This window comes from Cellulomonas sp. plas2 (genome assembly GCF_057221735.1).
The window spans coordinates 1,457,330-1,471,833 of the sequence record NZ_CM170155.1 but is presented as its reverse complement, the minus strand read 5'-3'; the positions used below and the strand labels follow the sequence as shown (position 1 = coordinate 1,471,833).

The window sequence follows — 14,504 nt, the reverse complement described above, 5'->3', positions numbered from 1 at the left end:
GGGGCCGGTCCTCGGTCGAGGACCGGCCCCGGCTGTCACTCGGCGGGTGCGTCCGCTGCCGCGTCGTCCGCCTGCTCGTCGTCCGTCGCCCCGTCGCCGCCGCCGGCCGCGGTACCGGAGCCGCCGGTCCCGGCGCCGTCCTCGAGGACCTCGGGAGCCACCTCCTGCTCGAGGGTCGGGTAGCCGTAGCCACCCTCCTCGGTCGCTCCGGCGGCCCCGCCCTGCGGTGCGTCACTCATCGGTCACCCTCCTGCCCTGCCTGGACCAGCGCGGACCAGATCGGGATCATCGTCAGCGCCCGGGCGGGGCCGCGCCACCCGAACCAGATGTCGAGGAAGCGGGCCGACGGTGGGTGGGAACCGCCGGCTCGCCGTCGTGGAGTGCGGTCCCTGACACCGCAAGACGGGTCGCCGCCGGCTCCGGGTCGGCGCTTCCGTCCTGCCTGAGCGTCACCGCCCCCGCGCCGAGAGCAGGACGGCGACGAACGAGACGTAGCTCGCGAGTGCCAGGAGCCCGGTCGCCTCGACCAGACCGGACGGAGCCCTCAGCGCGTGGAGCGCGCTGCAGGCAGCAAGGAGGAGCCAGCAGAGCGAGTGCCCGTACCGGAGGACCAGATACCTGGCTCCCGTGCTTCCTGCCGCCTCCTCGGGCACGACGAGGAGGAACACGACGGCGACCGCCAGCGCCACGATGCAGCCGACGGCACCTGCGAGCACCCGGTGCGACTCGAGGAACTCCAGCACGACGACGGACCGTAGCAGTGGCCCACGTCGTGGTGATGAGGGAAGGGATCGCCGCAGCAGGCTCAGCGCGTCGCGCCGGGCAGCGTGTGCCCCGGGCGCCCGACAGGCGAGCCAGGCGCCATAGCGCTCCACGGCACCGTCGGGACGCCCGTTCGAGGAGCGTCCGACGGGCCGTCGATCAGCGGTCGAGGGGCTGCAGCGGGTCGTACGCGAAGCGCTCCACCCTGACGGTCGAGTCGGTCGGGCGCCCGGCGCTCGTCGCGACGACGCCCAGCCACAGACCGACGAAGCCGCCCGTGGCGACGCTGTCCAGCGTCGTGCCGTCCGCCACCGCGACGACGACGTCGTCGCCCGCCTCCTCCACGACGAGGCCGTACTCCTGGCCCCGCACACGGAGGCCCAGCGTCAACCCGCCGTCCACCGGCCGTACGACGGTCTCACCGAGCACCGTCTCCACGCCGCCGCGCCGGTGCACGGCCCGGACGACGAACGCGTCGCCCCCCGGTGTGGCCATCAGCGTCACGTGGTCGCGCTCCGACTGCCGCACGACGAGGCCGGCGCTCTCCCCCGCCGCCAGACCGCCGAGGTCAAGGACCGCGCGCACGTCGACGTCCACGTGCTGCTGACGGACGCCGAGGAACGCCGGGGTCGTCGCGTCGGCCAGCGTCGAAGGACGCACCGGCAGCAGCCAGCCGTCCCCGTCGGCCGTCGCCACCGACGTCACCGGCGCGCGCAACGCCGTCCACCGGGGGTCGCCCGGCAGCACCGGGCCGCCGGGCACGACCTGCGGGACGCCCGCCGGCGCGGTCGGCTCGGCGAACGGCACCTCGACCTCGTGCGGCACCCGCCCGAGGCCCGGCGCGAAGACCGGCCAGCCGTCCTCCCACGTCACCGGCACGAGGAAGGTCTCGCGGCCGAGGTTGTGGTGGTACCCGCCGTAGGGCCGCATGCCGAGCAGGACGGCCCACCAGGAGCCGTCGACCGCCTCCACGAGATCCGCGTGCCCCACCCCGACGACGTCGCCGCCGTGGCCCAGGTGCCGGTGCGTGAGCACGGGGTTGCCGGCATAGCCCTCGTACGGTCCCGTGACGTGGTCGGCCCGCGCCACGCACACCGCGTGGTGGAACTCCGTCCCGCCCTCCGCGGCCAGCAGGTACCAGCGGCCGTCCTTGGCGAACAGGTGCGGCCCCTCCGCCCAGACCGCACCGCGCACGGCCCCCGTCCACAGCACGTGCTCCGGCCCGACGAGCCGCATGGAGGACCGGTCGAGCTCGCGCAGCCAGACCTCCGTCTGCTGCGGCCACTCCGGCTCGGCGACGAGGCGCGTGCCGTGCACCCACATCCGCCCGTCCTCGTCGACGACGAGGGACGGGTCGATGCCGGCCGTCGCCAGCCAGAAGGGGTCCGACCAGGGACCGGCCGGGTCCGACGCCGTGACGATGAAGTTGCCGCCGCGCGTCGGGTCCGTCTGGTCGACGAGGGTGCACACGACCCAGAACAGCCCGTCGTGGTGCCGGATCGTCGGCGCGTAGAGACCGCCCGAGGAGGCGAGGCCCTCGTAGTCGAGCATCCCCTCCCGGTCGACGACGTGCCCGACCTGCGTCCAGTGCGCGAGGTCGCGGCTGTGCAGCACCGGCAGGCCTGGGACGTACTCGAACGTCGAGGTGACGAGGTAGTAGTCCTCCCCCACCCGGCAGATGCTCGGGTCGGGGTACGTCCCGGGCAGCAGCGGGTTGGCGACGAGGGTCACGCGGAGGTCACCGTCGCGCGGACCAGCCGCTCGTCGGAGGTGGTCACCTCGTGCACCGCGCCGGTCAGGCGGACGAGGGCACGGGCCGTGGCCGTACCCGGGATCTCCCGCTTCTCGGCCTGCTTCTCGTTGCTGATCGCCCCGCCGGTCATGTCCCGCACGTCCGCCGCAGGGGTCGTGGCGCCGGCGTGCGAGCCGACCCAGACCTCGACGTCACCCGGCTCGACGACCTTGACCAGGCGCCGGTCGGAGAAGGCCAGGCGCGTGGCCGGCACGCGGAACGTCACGCGGCGCGACTCCCCCGCCGCCAGCGCCACCCGTGCGTACCCGAGGAGCTGCACCACCGGCCGCGTCACGCTGGCGACGACGTCGTGGCCGTACAGCTGCACGACGTCGACGCCGTCGACCTCGCCGGTGTTCGTCACGGTCACCGCCGCGTCGAAGGCCCCGTCCGTACCGGCCTGCTCGTCGACGACGAGCCCGTCGTAGGCGAACGTCGTGTAGGCCAGGCCGAAGCCGAACGGCCGCAGCGGGGTGGGGTCGGTGGACGTCACGTCCGACGGCCCGCCCAGCACCGGGTGCAGGTACGAGTAGGGCTGCGCTCCCCCGGACCGCGGGAGCGACACCGGCAGGCGCCCGGAGGGGTTGGCCCGCCCGATCACGAGGTCCGCGACGGCCAGGCCGCCGCCCTCGCCCGGGAAGAAGGCCTGCAGCACCGCGGCGGGGCGGGGGCCCTCGCCCTCGAGCGCCCAGCCGATGGCGTAGGGCCGTCCCGTGAGCAGCACCATGACGACCGGGGTGCCCGAGCCGACGACGGCCTCGACGAGCGCCCGCTGCACGCCCGGCAGCTCCAGGCTGTCCACGTCGTTGCCCTCGCCCACCGTGCCGCGGCCGAAGAGCCCGGCCTGGTCGCCGACGACGACGACCGCCACGTCGGCGGCGGCCGCGGCGGCCACCGCGTCGGCGAAGCCGGAGGTGTCGTCGCCCTCGACCGTGCAGCCCTCGGCGACCAGGAGCTCGACCGGCGCCGCGCCCGTGCTGGCGGACACCTCGCCCAGGACCTGCTCGAGCGCCTCGCGGACCGTGGGGATCGCGAAGCCGAGCTCGTGGTCGGGGTGGTGGGCCAGCACGTGGTTGGCGAAGGAGTAGCAGCCCTGCAGCGCCTCGGCGCGGTCGGCGTTGGGGCCGACGACCGCCACCCGACGCGGCGCGACCGTCCAGCGGTCCAGCGGCAGCACGCCGTCGTTCGCCAGCAGCACCACCGACTCCGTGGCGAGGCGGCGCGCGAGGTCCTGGTGGTGCGGCGTGTCGAGGTCGACCACCGTCGGCGGCTCGTCCTCGAAGGCGTTCGGGTCGAGGAGGCCGAGCTCCTCCTTCTGCGCGAGGGCGCGCAGCACCGCACGGTCGACGTAGGCCTCGTCGAGCTCGCCGGTGCGGACCTTCTCCGCCAGCGGCTCGAGGTACGCGTCGCCACCCGGCAGCTCCACGTCGATGCCGGCGACGAGGGCCTGCGCCGCCGCGTCGCCACGCCCGGCGGCCACGCGGTGCATGACCTCGAGGAACGCCACCGCGAAGTAGTCCGCGACGACGACGCCCGTGAAGCCGAGCCGCTCGCGCAGCACCCCGGTCAGCAGCTCCGGCGAGGAGGCGACGGGCACGCCGTCGATCTCGGCGTAGGAGTTCATGACGGACCGGACACCGCCGTCCACGACCGCCATCTCGAAGGGCGGCAGGAAGACGTCGAGCACCTCGCGCATGCCCGCCGACACGGGCGCGTGGTTGCGCCCGGCCCGCGAGCCGGAGTAGCCGAGGAAGTGCTTGAGGGTGGCGTGCACGCCGGCGCCCTGCAGACCGCGCACGAAGGCGGTGCCGACGGTCCCGACGAGGTACGGGTCCTCCCCGATGCACTCGTCGACGCGGCCCCAGCGCGGGTCGCGCACGACGTCCAGCACGGGCGCGAGACCCTGGTGGATGCCCAGCTCGCGCATGGAGCCCCCGATCGCGGCCCCGACCTCGGCGACGAGGTCCGGGTCGAAGGACGCGCCCCACGCCAGCGGCGTCGGGAAGGTCGCCGCCCGCCACGCCGCGAGGCCCGTGAGGACCTCCTCGTGCACCAGTGCGGGGATGCCGAGGCGCGTCTCGCGCTTGAGCCGGCGCTGCTCGGCCCAGAGCCACGCCGCACGCTCGACGGCGTCGACGGGACGGGTGCCGTAGACGCGGGTGTAGTGGCCCAGCCCGTGCGCCGTGATGTCGGCCAGGGAGACGCCCTCCGAGGCGGCGGCCATCTCCCCCTGCATGGGGGCGACGACGTTCCCGCCCTGGTCCAGCCAGTACCCGACGATCTGCGCGAGCTTCTCCTCGAGCGTCATCCGGGCGTGCAGGGCGCGGACGCGCTCCGACACCTCGGGCATCGCCGGGACACCGGCGGGGGTGGTCGCTCGGTCGACGGCAGTCTCGACGGCTGGGTCGACGGCACGGTCGGGCACGGCAGGGCTCCTAGCGGGCAGGTGCAGGTGGGTGGGCGGCAGGTGTGCCGCGGCAGCGGGCGGCGACGCGCGCGGATCGGCGCGGCCGGTGACGGCGGCGCGGGGCGCCGCCGCCCGCTGCGGGTCAGCCCTTGACGGCCCCGGTGAGGCCGCCGACGATCCGCCGCTCGAACAGCGAGAAGAAGACGAGGGCCGGGATCATCGACAGGGAGGTGAAGGCCAGCACGCGGGCGGTGTCGACCGAGTACTGCGACGCGAAGGCCTGCACCCCGAGGGGCAGCGTGTAGGACGTCTCGTCGTTGAGGATGAAGAGCGGGAGCATGTAGCTGTTCCAGCTCGCGATGAACGCCAGGATGCCGACGGTGACAACGCCCGGGATCGACAGCGGGATGACCATCCGGAAGAAGAAGCCGAGCCGGCTCGAGCCGTCGATGGCCGCGGCCTCCTCCAGCTCCTTCGGGATCGCCCGCAGGAACGGCACCAGGATGATGACCGTCGTGGGCAGCGCGAACGCGATCTGCGGGAGGATGATCCCGCCGAGGGTGTTCTGCAGTCCCAGGCCCCGGATGAGGATGTACAGCGGCGTGATGGCCACCGTCATGGGGAACATCAGACCCGCGGCGAACAGCGAGTACATGGCGCCCCGGCCGAAGAAGCTGTACCGGGCCAGGACGAAGCTCGCCGCCACGCCCAGGACCACGACGCCGACCGTGGTGGCCACGCCGCAGATCACCGAGTTGGACACCTGGCGCCAGAAGATGGAGCTCTCCAGCACCGAGGAGTAGTTGCCGAGCTGCCACGTCGTCGGGAAGCCCGACGGGTCCGTGGTGATCTCGGCGTTCGTGCGGAACCCGCCGATGATGATGTAGAGGACGGGCCCGATGCAGATCCCGACGAGCGCGAAGGCGACCACGTAGGTCACCCAGCTCGCACGGCTCAGGCTGGGTCGACGCCGACCCGAGCGCGTGGGGCTCGCGGACGTGGGGCTGAGGGGGGGCGCGGTGAGCGTCGCCATCACTTCTTGCCTTCCGTGAGGGCGCCCTCGGTGTCGCGTCGCAGCACGAACCGCTGGTAGGTCAGGGCGAGGACCAGGGAGATGAGGAACAGCACCACGGCGACGGCGTTGCCGAAGCCGTAGTTCCCCGCGTTGCGCCCGTTGGCGACCATGTACGTGGCCATGGTCGACGTGCCGGCGGTGGAGGCGACGTACTGGCCCCAGATGATGTAGACGAGGTCGAACAGCTGCAGCGCGCCGATCATCGACAGGAACGCCCAGATGCGGATCGTCGGGCCGAGCAGCGGGAGCGTGATGCGCCGCTGCGTCTGCCAGTAGGTCGCGCCGTCGATGGCCGCCGCCTCGAACAGCTCCTCCGGGATGGACTGCAGCCCGGCGAGGAAGAGGATGACGGCGAAGCCGATGTACTTCCACGTGATGATGAGCATGAGCGACCAGATGGCGACCTTCGGGTCGGACAGCCAGTCGACCGTCCACTCCGGGAAGCCGGCCTTGACCAGCAGGTCGTTGACCGCGCCGTTCGTCTGGAGCATGAGGCCCCAGCCCGTCCCGACGATGACCTCGGAGACCACGTAGGGCACGAAGATGAGGACGCGCACGAGGGAGCGGCCGCGCATCTTCTGGTTGAGCAGCAGCGCCAGGAGCACCGCCGCCGGCCCCTGCAGGACCAGCGACAGGACCACGATGACGGCGTTGTGCTGCAGCGCGTCGATGAACGTGCTGTCGCGGAAGATCGTCAGGTAGTTGTCCAGCCCGGCGAAGTCCGTGGGCGGCCCGAAGCCCTTCCAGCGGAAGAAGCCGTAGTACGCGGCCAGCAGGACCGGGAACAGCACGAACGTGACGAACATGAGGATCGCGGGTCCGGCGAGGACCCCGATCTCGAGGCGCTTGCGCCAGTCCGCCTGGCCGCGCCGGCGGGCCGGGGACGGTGCCGTGCGGGCACCGTCCCCGACCGCCGTGCCGCGCTCGGGCGGGGGCGTCACCGCGAGGGAGCCCTCGCGCGAGGCGTCGACCATGGTGAGGGACTACTCCTTGGCCGCGGCGTCGTTCACGGCCGCCACGACGCCGGCGGCGTCGGACTGGCCGGCGAGCAGGTTGACCACGCCGGTGTTGAGCGCGTTGCCGACGTTCTGGCCGTACAGCGTGTCGAGCCAGAGGGAGATGTAGGGCGCCTCGTTGTAGGTGGCGAGGATGTCCTGCAGGGCGGGGGTGTCGACGACGCCCTGCGCCTCCTGGCTGGCGGGCAGCGTCTGGAACGCCTCCGCGTAGCCCTCCTGGTACTCCTTCTGCACCGCGAAGTTGAGGAAGTCGGCGCAGGCCGGCGGGGCCTCGGCGGAGCAGGAGAGGCCGTCGGCGCCGCCCATCATCGCGCCGGGCTCGCCGTCACCGCCCTCGACGGCCGGGAAGGGGAACCAGCCGAGGTCGGCCAGCGGCTGCTGGTCCGGCGTCAGCGAGGCGATGACGCCCGGGTTCCACGCACCCATGAGCTCCATCGCGGCCTCGTGGTTGGCGAGCAGGCCGGCGGACGAACCCGCACCCTGCTGGGCCGAGGTCGTGAGGAAGCCGTTGTTGAAGGGCTCGGTCTCGGCGAAGGACGCGAGGTCCTCACCGGCCTTCTCCCAGCACGGGTCGTCGAAGGACCGCTCGGCCGCGGCGCTCTCCAGGGTCTCCTGCGAGCACGCGCGCAGCGCGAAGAAGTAGTACCAGTGCGCGGCGGGCCAGGCGTCCTTGGCGCCGAGGGCGATCGGCTGGATGCCGGCGGCCTTCAGCTTGGCGACGGCGTCCTCGAGCTCGGCCATCGTCGTGGGCGTGCCCTCGATGCCGGCCTCCGCGAAGAGGTCCTTGCTGTAGTAGATGCCGCCCGGGAGGATCGACATCGGCATGCCGTAGATCTTGTCCTCGAGCGTGAAGGCCGCGAACGAGGCCTCACCGAGGGCGGCCTTCGTCTCGTCCGTGATTAGGTCCGTGAGGTCCTGCGCCTGCCCGGCCTCGACCACGTCGGCGAGCTTGCCGCCGCCACGGGCCATGAAGATGTCCGGCGCGTCGCCCGAGTTCAGGGCCGTCTGCAGCTTGCCGTCCATGTCCTCGTTCTGGATGGCCTGGATCGTGATGGTCGTGCCCGGGTTGGCCTCCTCGAACGCGGCGACCGTGCTCTCCCAGTACGCCTTGCCCTCACCGGTGGTGGAGTTGTGCCAGAACGTCATCTCGCTCGAGCCGTCCTCGCTGCCCGAGCCGCCGCCGGAACCGCCCGAGCAGCCGGCAGCCAGGAGGGTCACGCTCGCGCCGAGCGCGACGGCCAGCGCCGCGCCCCTGTTCTTCCTCATCATCGTGGAGTCCCTTGTCGTCGTCGACGGGTGGCAGTTGCCTGTCGGGGAGGACTCTCGCAAGCACAGGCGAGTGATGTCAAACGTTTTCGATAACGGTGTCGTCACGATGGCGAGACGTCACCCGCACAGGTGAGGCTGCCCTGCGTCGTGCCTGCTCAGGGCAGCCTCGCCTGCGGTGACAGACGTCGCGCGGACGCCTAGCGTCGGCCGCATGGCCCTCCTCGCACCGGCCCGGACGCCCGTCCGCACCGCCGCCGACCTCAACCGCCTGCGCGCGGCCGTGCTCGGGGCGAACGACGGCGTCGTGTCCGTCGCGGCCGCCGTGCTCGGCGTCGCCGGGGCCGCCCCGGCCGCCCACGTCCTGGTCGTGGCGGGGGTCGCGGTGCTCGTCGGCGGCGCCCTGTCGATGGCCGCCGGCGAGTACGTCTCCGTCAGCAGCCAGCGCGACGCGGAGCGGGCGGCGGCCGCGGCCGGCGCCACGCGCGCCGACCGCACGCCGGACGACGAGGAGCACGTCAACCCCTGGCAGGCGGCGCTGGCGTCGTGCGCCGCGTTCACCGTCGGCGGGCTCGTCCCCCTGCTCGCGGTGCTCGTCGCCCCCGCGGGTGCGCTCCGCCTGCCGGTCACGGTCGTCGCCGTCGTCGCCGCGCTCGTCCTCACCGGCGTGCTCAGCGCCCGCTTCGGCGGCGCGCCGGTGGTCCGTGCCGTGCTGCGCAACGTGCTCGGCGGCGGCGTCGCGATGGCGGTCACGTACGGCGTCGGGACCCTGGTCGGCTCGGCCCTCTGAGGACGCGCCGGACGGCCCGGACGCGCGCCGGCGGCGGCCCTACCCTGGCCCCGTGACGAGGAGGGCTGCCACGAGAACGGGCACCGGCACCGGCGCCGGAACCGGCACCGGTACGGGCGGCACCCCGGCGACCCGCCTCCTCGCCGAGCACGGCGTCCCGCACCGCGTCCACCCCTACGCGCACGACCCGGGCAGCACGGTCGGCTACGGGCTCGAGGCCGCGGCCGTCCTCGGCGTCGAGCCCGAGCAGGTCTTCAAGACCCTGGTCGCGACGGTCGACGGCGACCTGTGGGTCGCCGTCGTCCCCGTCAGCGGCCAGCTCGACCTCAAGGCGCTCGCGCACGCCGCCGGCGGGCGGCGGGCCGTCCTGGCCGACCCGGCGGCCGCCGAGCGCGCCACGGGGTACGTCGTCGGCGGCATCTCGCCGCTCGCGCAGCGGCGGGCCCTCCCCACGGTGCTCGACGAGACCGTGTGGCTGTACGACGAGGTCTACGTCTCCGGCGGCCGGCGCGGGCTGGACGTCAGCCTGCCGCCGGCGGACCTCGTCGCGCTGACCGGTGCGCGCGTGGCCGACATCGCGCGGCCGGGTCGCCCGTGAGCGACGACGGTGTGGCCGAGGTGGCCGCGCGGCTCGCCGCGGCGCGCCGCCGGCTGCGGGCCGCCGAGGCGTCGGCCGGGCGCCCGCCGGGGTCGGTGCGCCTGCTCCTGGCGACGAAGACGATGGAGGCCGCCGTGGTGCGGGCGGCCCTCGTCGCCGACCGGGACGGGACGGACCGGCCCGCCGGCGAGCTCCCCGTCCTCCTCGGGGAGAACCGCGTCCAGGAGCTCGTCGCGAAGGCGCCGGAGCTCGCCGACCTCGCACCCGGCTGGCACGTCATCGGGCCGCTCCAGTCCAACAAGGTCAACGCCGCGCTGCGCTGGGCGGCGTGCGTGCAGTCCGTCGACGACCTCGCCCTCGCGGAGCGGCTGCAGCGGCGCTGCGAGGCCGTCGACCGGACGCTCGAGGTGCTCGTCCAGGTCAACGTCTCCGGTGAGGCGACGAAGAGCGGCGTGCCGCCCGCGGGCGCGGCGGACCTCGCGGTGCGGGTCGCGGCGCTGGACCGGCTGCGGCTGCGCGGGTTCATGACGATCGGGGCCCGCAGCCCCGACGAGGGCGTCGTGCGGGCGGGCTTCGCGGCGCTGCGCGACGTGCGCGACGAGGTGCTCGCGGGCGGCGCCCCGGGCACCGCCGACGCCGGGGAGCTGTCGATGGGGATGAGCGGCGACCTCGAGGCGGCCGTGGCGGAGGGCGCCACGCTCGTGCGCCTCGGCACGGCGGTGTTCGGCGCCCGGCCCGCTGCCCCCGCCTGAGCCGGCCGTCCGCGCTCCGGCCGGGTCGCATCGCGCGACCCGCGCCCACGCCGACCAGGGCCGCGCGCCACCAGGGCAGGCACAGCTCACGGCACGCGGTAGGTCCACGACGGGTCGGTGAACTTCGTGCGGCGCAGCTCCTCGGCGCGGTCGAGCTCCTCGCGCCGCAGGGCGCCGTCGACCGTCCGGTACCGCTCGCGGAAGTGGGCCTTGAACGCCTCGATGACCTCCACCCGCGGCATCTGCGTCTGCGAGCGCACGGGGTCCACGCGGCGCACGGCGCTCGTCGTGCCCTTGTCCGAGAGCTTCTCGCGGCCGATGCGCAGCACCTGCAGCATCTTGGCGGCGTCGATGTCGTAGGACATCGTCACGTGGTGCAGCACGGCGCCGCCGACCATGCGCTTCTGCGCCGACCCGGCGAGCTTGCCCGCGGGCGAGGAGATGTCGTTGAGGCCCGTCGTCGTCGCCCGCACGCCCACGTCGGCCAGCGCCCCCAGCACCCACTGGTTGAGGAAGGCGTACGACTCCTCGTAGGTCATCCCGTCCACCAGCGAGGACGGCACCACCAGCGAGAACGTGATGCAGTTGCCCGCCTCCATGAACATCGCGCCGCCGCCCGAGATCCGCCGGACGAGCTCCACGCCGAAGCGCTCCGCCGCCGCCAGGTCCACCTCGTTCCGCACGGACTGGAACGAGCCGATGATGACGGCGGGGTCCTCCCACTCCCAGAACCGCAGCGTCGGCCCCCGCCGGCCCTGCGCGAGCTCCTCCGTGAGCACCTGGTCCAGCGCGGTGTGCAGCGCCGGCGGCAGGACGCCCGGGTGCAGCAGCTCGAAGGCGTGGTCGTCCCAGCCCGTCGACCAGCCGAGCGCCCGGCGCACCGCCATCGCCACCGCGCGGGCGTCGAAGCCGACCATCGCCACGGGCGCCGGCACGGCCCCGGTGGCCTCCGCCTGCCGCAGCGCGTCCGTGACGGCCGCCGTCAGCGCGGCGACGCCCGCGTCGGCCCGCTGCCCGACGAGCGCCGCCGACAGCACGTCGAGCGCCTCGTCGGGCTCCAGGAAGAAGTCCCCGCTCACGGCGGCGCGCGTGATCGTGCCGTCCGCGACCATGAGGTCCACCGCGACGAGCTTGCCCCCCGGCACCTTGAGGTCGCCGTGGTGCTCGCCGTCGAGGTGGTCGAGGGGCTGCGGCGTGCTCACCCCGCCACTGTAGGCAGCAGGGGTCAGCGCGGCTCGACGCCGTGGTGCCGCAGGCCCCAGATGGCCGACTCGGTGAGCGCCTCCCACGACGCCTCGATGAGGTTGGGGCCGACGCCGACGGTGCTCCAGCTCGTCTCGCCGTCCGACGTCTCGATGAGGACGCGCGTGACCGCGTCCGTGCCGTGCATGGAGTCGAGGATGCGGACCTTGAAGTCGATGAGCTCGAAGGCGGTCAGCTCCGGGTAGACGCGCCCCAGCGCCTGACGCAGCGCGTGGTCCAGCGCGTTGACGGGGCCGTTGCCCTCCCCCACCGTGACGATGCGCTCCCCGCCGGCGCGCAGCTTGACCGTGGCCTCGGCCGTGGCCGGCGTGCCGCGCCCGCCCGCGCGCTCGACGATCGTGCGCCACGACTCCACGGTGAAGTACCGCGGCCGCCGGCCCTCGACCTCCTCGACGAGCAGCAGCTCGAAGGAGGCGTCGGCGGCCTCGAAGGTGTAGCCGTTGGCCTCGGCGTCCTTCACGCGGCGGGTGACGGCCGTCAGCACGTCGGGGCGCTCGGACAGGTCGAAGCCCAGCTCCCGGCCCTTGAGCTCTACGGAGGCGCGGCCGGCCATGTCCGAGACGAGCATCCGCATGTCGTTGCCGACGCCCCGCGGGTCCATGTGCTGGTACAGGTCGGGGTCGACGCGGATGGCGGACGCGTGCAGGCCGGCCTTGTGCGCGAAGGCGCTCGTGCCGACGTACGGCTGCCGCGCGAAGGGAGAGATGTTCGTCAGCTCGCTGATGGCGTGCGCGATGCGGGTCATCTCGGGCAGGCCGCCGGCGCGCTCCGCCAGGACGCGGCGGCCCTGCTTGAGCTCGAGGTTGGCGACGACGGACAGGAGGTCGGCGTTGCCCGTCCGCTCGCCGTAGCCGTTGACGCAGCCCTGCACGTGCGTCGCGCCGGCCTCGACGGCCGCGAGGGTGTTGGCGACCGCGCACCCGGAGTCGTTGTGGGCGTGCATGCCGACGAGCGCGGCGCCGCCGAGCTCGTCGTGCACCTGCTCGACCGCCGCCGCCACCCACGGCGGCAGCATCCCGCCGTTCGTGTCGCAGAGCGCGACGACCTCGGCGCCGGCCGCCGCGGCGGCCCGGACCGCCTCGAGCGCGTAGGCCGCGTCGAACCGGTGCCCGTCGAAGAAGTGCTCCGCGTCGACGAACACCCGCCGCCCCTCGCGGACGAGGAGCGCGACCGTGTCGGTGATCATCGCGAGGTTCTCCGGGCCCGTCGTGCGCAGCGCGCGCTCCACGTGCCGGATGTCGCTCTTGGCGACGAGGGTCACCACGGGCGTCTCGGCGTCGAGCAGGGCCCGGACCTGCGGGTCCTCGGCCGCCGTGGTACCGGGCTTGCGCGTGGCCCCGAAGGCGGCGAGCTCGGCGTGCTCGAGGTCGAGCTCCTTGCGCGCGCGCCGGAAGAACTCCGTGTCCTTGGGCACCGCACCCGGCCAGCCGCCCTCGATGAACCCGACCCCGAGCTCGTCGAGCAGGGGGGCCAGCGCGAGCTTGTCCGCGACCGAGAGATTGATGCCCTCCTGCTGGGCGCCGTCGCGCAGGGTGGTGTCGTAGACGTGGAAGGCGGGTGACGCGGTCACGGTCGGGTCCTTCGCGGGCGAGGGGGTCGGGAGCTCAGGCGAGCCGGTGCATCCAGCCGTGCGGGTCGGCGGCGCGACCGTACTGGATGTCGGTGAGCTGCTCGCGGATGCGCATGGTGACGGCACCGGCGGTGCCGTCACCCACGACGTGGTCGAACCCGGCGCCGGCCAGGCGGCCGATCGGCGTGACGACCGCGGCCGTCCCGCACGCGAACACCTCGGTGACGGACCCGTCGGCCAGCCCGGCGACGAGATCGGCCAGCAGCACCGGCGCCTCCTCGACCGCGTGCCCGGCGTCGGCCAGCAGCCGCAGGATCGACGAGCGGGTGACGCCCTCGAGGATGGAGCCGTTGAGCGCTGGCGTGCGCACGGTGCCGTCCGCGTGCACGACGACGACGTTCATGCCGCCGAGCTCCTCCAGCGTGGTGCCCGTCGTCGCGTCGAGGTAGCAGACCTGGTCGAAGCCGCGGGCGGAGGCCTCCTGCTGCGGCAGCAGGCTCGCCGCGTAGTTGCCGCCGCACTTGGCCGCCCCCGTGCCGCCGGGGGCCGCGCGGCGGTAGTCGTCGGACACCCAGATCGCGACGGGGTGCACGCCCTGCGCGAAGTAGGGCCCGACGGGCGAGGCGATGACGAGGTACTCGACCTGCCGGGACGCCCTGACGCCGAGGAACGCCTCCGAGGCGTACATGAAGGGGCGCAGGTACAGGCTCGTCTCCTCCCCCGACGGCACCCACGCCAGGTCCTGCCGGACCAGCGCCTCGATGGAGGCGAGGAAGTCCTCCTCCGGCAGCACGGGCAGCGCGAGCCGCGCCGCGGACCGCGCCAGGCGGGCGGCGTTGGCCTGCGGCCGGAAGCTCCACACCGACCCGTCCGCGTGCCGGTACGCCTTGAGCCCCTCGAAGATCTCCTGCGCGTAGTGCAGCACCGCCGAGGCCGGGTCCATCTGCAGCGGCCCGTAGGCCTCCACGCGCCGGTCGTGCCAGCCGCGCGCCTCGTCCCAGGAGACGCGCGCCATGTGGTCGGTGAAGACCGTCCCGAACCGCGGGGCGACGAGCTCGGCCTCGCGCGCCTCGTCGGGCACGGGAGCCGGGTTGGCGTGGACGACGAAGCCCCCGCCGGTCGGCGTCGCGGCGGTGGTGTCGGCGAGGGTGCTCATGGGCGGCCTTTCGCGGGACCGGTCACGACCGGTGGGACGGGTGGTGCTGGTGGTCCG

13 protein-coding genes are annotated in these 14,504 nt (G+C 74.0%); 3 read left to right on the top strand and 10 right to left on the bottom strand.

The features are described 5' to 3' along the window. Positions 1 to 35: 35 nt before the first annotated feature. The 7 genes from AC2TDM_RS06595 to AC2TDM_RS06565 all read right to left on the bottom strand — a co-directional run bounded on the left by AC2TDM_RS06595 (position 36) and on the right by AC2TDM_RS06565 (position 8,321). Positions 36 to 239, bottom strand: coding sequence for a hypothetical protein (locus tag AC2TDM_RS06595; RefSeq protein WP_484636190.1), 204 nt, complete (start codon positions 237 to 239; stop codon positions 36 to 38). Positions 240 to 449: 210 nt separating this feature from the next. Then, positions 450 to 743, bottom strand: a complete 294-nt coding sequence (locus tag AC2TDM_RS06590; RefSeq protein WP_090032828.1) for a hypothetical protein — start codon at positions 741 to 743, stop codon at positions 450 to 452. Positions 744 to 921: 178 nt separating this feature from the next. Beyond that, on the bottom strand, positions 922 to 2,493 hold the full coding sequence (locus AC2TDM_RS06585) for a glycoside hydrolase family 43 protein (RefSeq protein ID WP_090032826.1): 1,572 nt from the start codon (positions 2,491 to 2,493) through the stop codon (positions 922 to 924). Continuing rightward, positions 2,490 to 4,904: a beta-xylosidase/alpha-l-arabinosidase gene (locus tag AC2TDM_RS06580; RefSeq protein ID WP_484636402.1), complete on the bottom strand. Its 2,415-nt coding sequence runs from the start codon at positions 4,902 to 4,904 to the stop codon at positions 2,490 to 2,492. The genes AC2TDM_RS06585 and AC2TDM_RS06580 overlap by 4 nt, the downstream gene beginning before the upstream one ends. 199 nt (positions 4,905 to 5,103) lie before the next feature. Beyond that, on the bottom strand, positions 5,104 to 5,994 hold the full coding sequence (locus tag AC2TDM_RS06575; RefSeq protein ID WP_484636189.1) for a carbohydrate ABC transporter permease: 891 nt from the start codon (positions 5,992 to 5,994) through the stop codon (positions 5,104 to 5,106). After that, a complete protein-coding gene (locus AC2TDM_RS06570) occupies positions 5,994 to 7,010 on the bottom strand; it encodes a carbohydrate ABC transporter permease (RefSeq protein ID WP_090032824.1) in 1,017 nt (338 codons plus the stop codon). The genes AC2TDM_RS06575 and AC2TDM_RS06570 overlap by 1 nt, the downstream gene beginning before the upstream one ends. A 9-nt stretch (positions 7,011 to 7,019) precedes the next feature. Then, positions 7,020 to 8,321, bottom strand: a complete 1,302-nt coding sequence (locus AC2TDM_RS06565; RefSeq protein ID WP_484636188.1) for an extracellular solute-binding protein — start codon at positions 8,319 to 8,321, stop codon at positions 7,020 to 7,022. A 211-nt stretch (positions 8,322 to 8,532) separates the two neighbouring features. On the opposite strand from AC2TDM_RS06565, the gene AC2TDM_RS06560 reads away from it, so the two are divergent. The 3 genes from AC2TDM_RS06560 to AC2TDM_RS06550 are packed head-to-tail and all read left to right on the top strand — an operon-like array spanning position 8,533 to position 10,458. Continuing rightward, positions 8,533 to 9,108: a VIT1/CCC1 transporter family protein gene (locus AC2TDM_RS06560; protein ID WP_484636187.1), complete on the top strand. Its 576-nt coding sequence runs from the start codon at positions 8,533 to 8,535 to the stop codon at positions 9,106 to 9,108. Positions 9,109 to 9,160: 52 nt separating this feature from the next. Next, positions 9,161 to 9,706, top strand: coding sequence for a Cys-tRNA(Pro) deacylase (gene ybaK, locus AC2TDM_RS06555; RefSeq protein ID WP_090032820.1), 546 nt, complete (start codon positions 9,161 to 9,163; stop codon positions 9,704 to 9,706). Beyond that, positions 9,703 to 10,458, top strand: coding sequence for a YggS family pyridoxal phosphate-dependent enzyme (locus AC2TDM_RS06550; RefSeq protein ID WP_484636186.1), 756 nt, complete (start codon positions 9,703 to 9,705; stop codon positions 10,456 to 10,458). The genes ybaK and AC2TDM_RS06550 overlap by 4 nt, the downstream gene beginning before the upstream one ends. Before the next feature lie 86 nt (positions 10,459 to 10,544). Here the strand turns inward: AC2TDM_RS06550 and AC2TDM_RS06545 are convergent, their stop codons facing one another. The 3 genes from AC2TDM_RS06545 to AC2TDM_RS06535 form a co-directional block, all read right to left on the bottom strand. Further along, the gene (locus tag AC2TDM_RS06545) at positions 10,545 to 11,570 is read right to left on the bottom strand and encodes a lipoate--protein ligase family protein (RefSeq protein ID WP_484636401.1); all 1,026 of its coding nucleotides are present in this window, start codon (positions 11,568 to 11,570) and stop codon (positions 10,545 to 10,547) included. Between the two features lie 113 nt (positions 11,571 to 11,683). Then, positions 11,684 to 13,291, bottom strand: a complete 1,608-nt coding sequence (gene cimA / locus AC2TDM_RS06540; RefSeq protein WP_484636185.1) for a citramalate synthase — start codon at positions 13,289 to 13,291, stop codon at positions 11,684 to 11,686. Positions 13,292 to 13,325: 34 nt separating this feature from the next. After that, complete coding sequence (locus tag AC2TDM_RS06535; protein ID WP_090032815.1) at positions 13,326 to 14,447, bottom strand: branched-chain amino acid aminotransferase; 1,122 nt, start codon at positions 14,445 to 14,447, stop codon at positions 13,326 to 13,328. Between the last annotated feature and the right edge of the window lie 57 nt (positions 14,448 to 14,504).

Excerpts from the sequence above, each read along its gene's own strand:
- AC2TDM_RS06535 (WP_090032815.1), bottom strand. The coding sequence starts at position 14,447 with ATGAGCACCCTCGCCGACACCACCGCCGCGACGCCGACCGGCGGGGGC.
- AC2TDM_RS06565 (WP_484636188.1), bottom strand. The coding sequence starts at position 8,321 with ATGATGAGGAAGAACAGGGGCGCGGCGCTGGCCGTCGCGCTCGGCGCG.
- AC2TDM_RS06570 (WP_090032824.1), bottom strand. The coding sequence starts at position 7,010 with ATGGTCGACGCCTCGCGCGAGGGCTCCCTCGCGGTGACGCCCCCGCCC.
- AC2TDM_RS06545 (WP_484636401.1), bottom strand. The coding sequence starts at position 11,570 with ATGGTCGCGGACGGCACGATCACGCGCGCCGCCGTGAGCGGGGACTTC.
- AC2TDM_RS06595 (WP_484636190.1), bottom strand. The coding sequence starts at position 239 with ATGAGTGACGCACCGCAGGGCGGGGCCGCCGGAGCGACCGAGGAGGGT.
- AC2TDM_RS06575 (WP_484636189.1), bottom strand. The coding sequence starts at position 5,994 with ATGGCGACGCTCACCGCGCCCCCCCTCAGCCCCACGTCCGCGAGCCCC.
- AC2TDM_RS06560 (WP_484636187.1), top strand. The coding sequence starts at position 8,533 with ATGGCCCTCCTCGCACCGGCCCGGACGCCCGTCCGCACCGCCGCCGAC.
- AC2TDM_RS06580 (WP_484636402.1), bottom strand. The coding sequence starts at position 4,904 with ATGCCCGAGGTGTCGGAGCGCGTCCGCGCCCTGCACGCCCGGATGACG.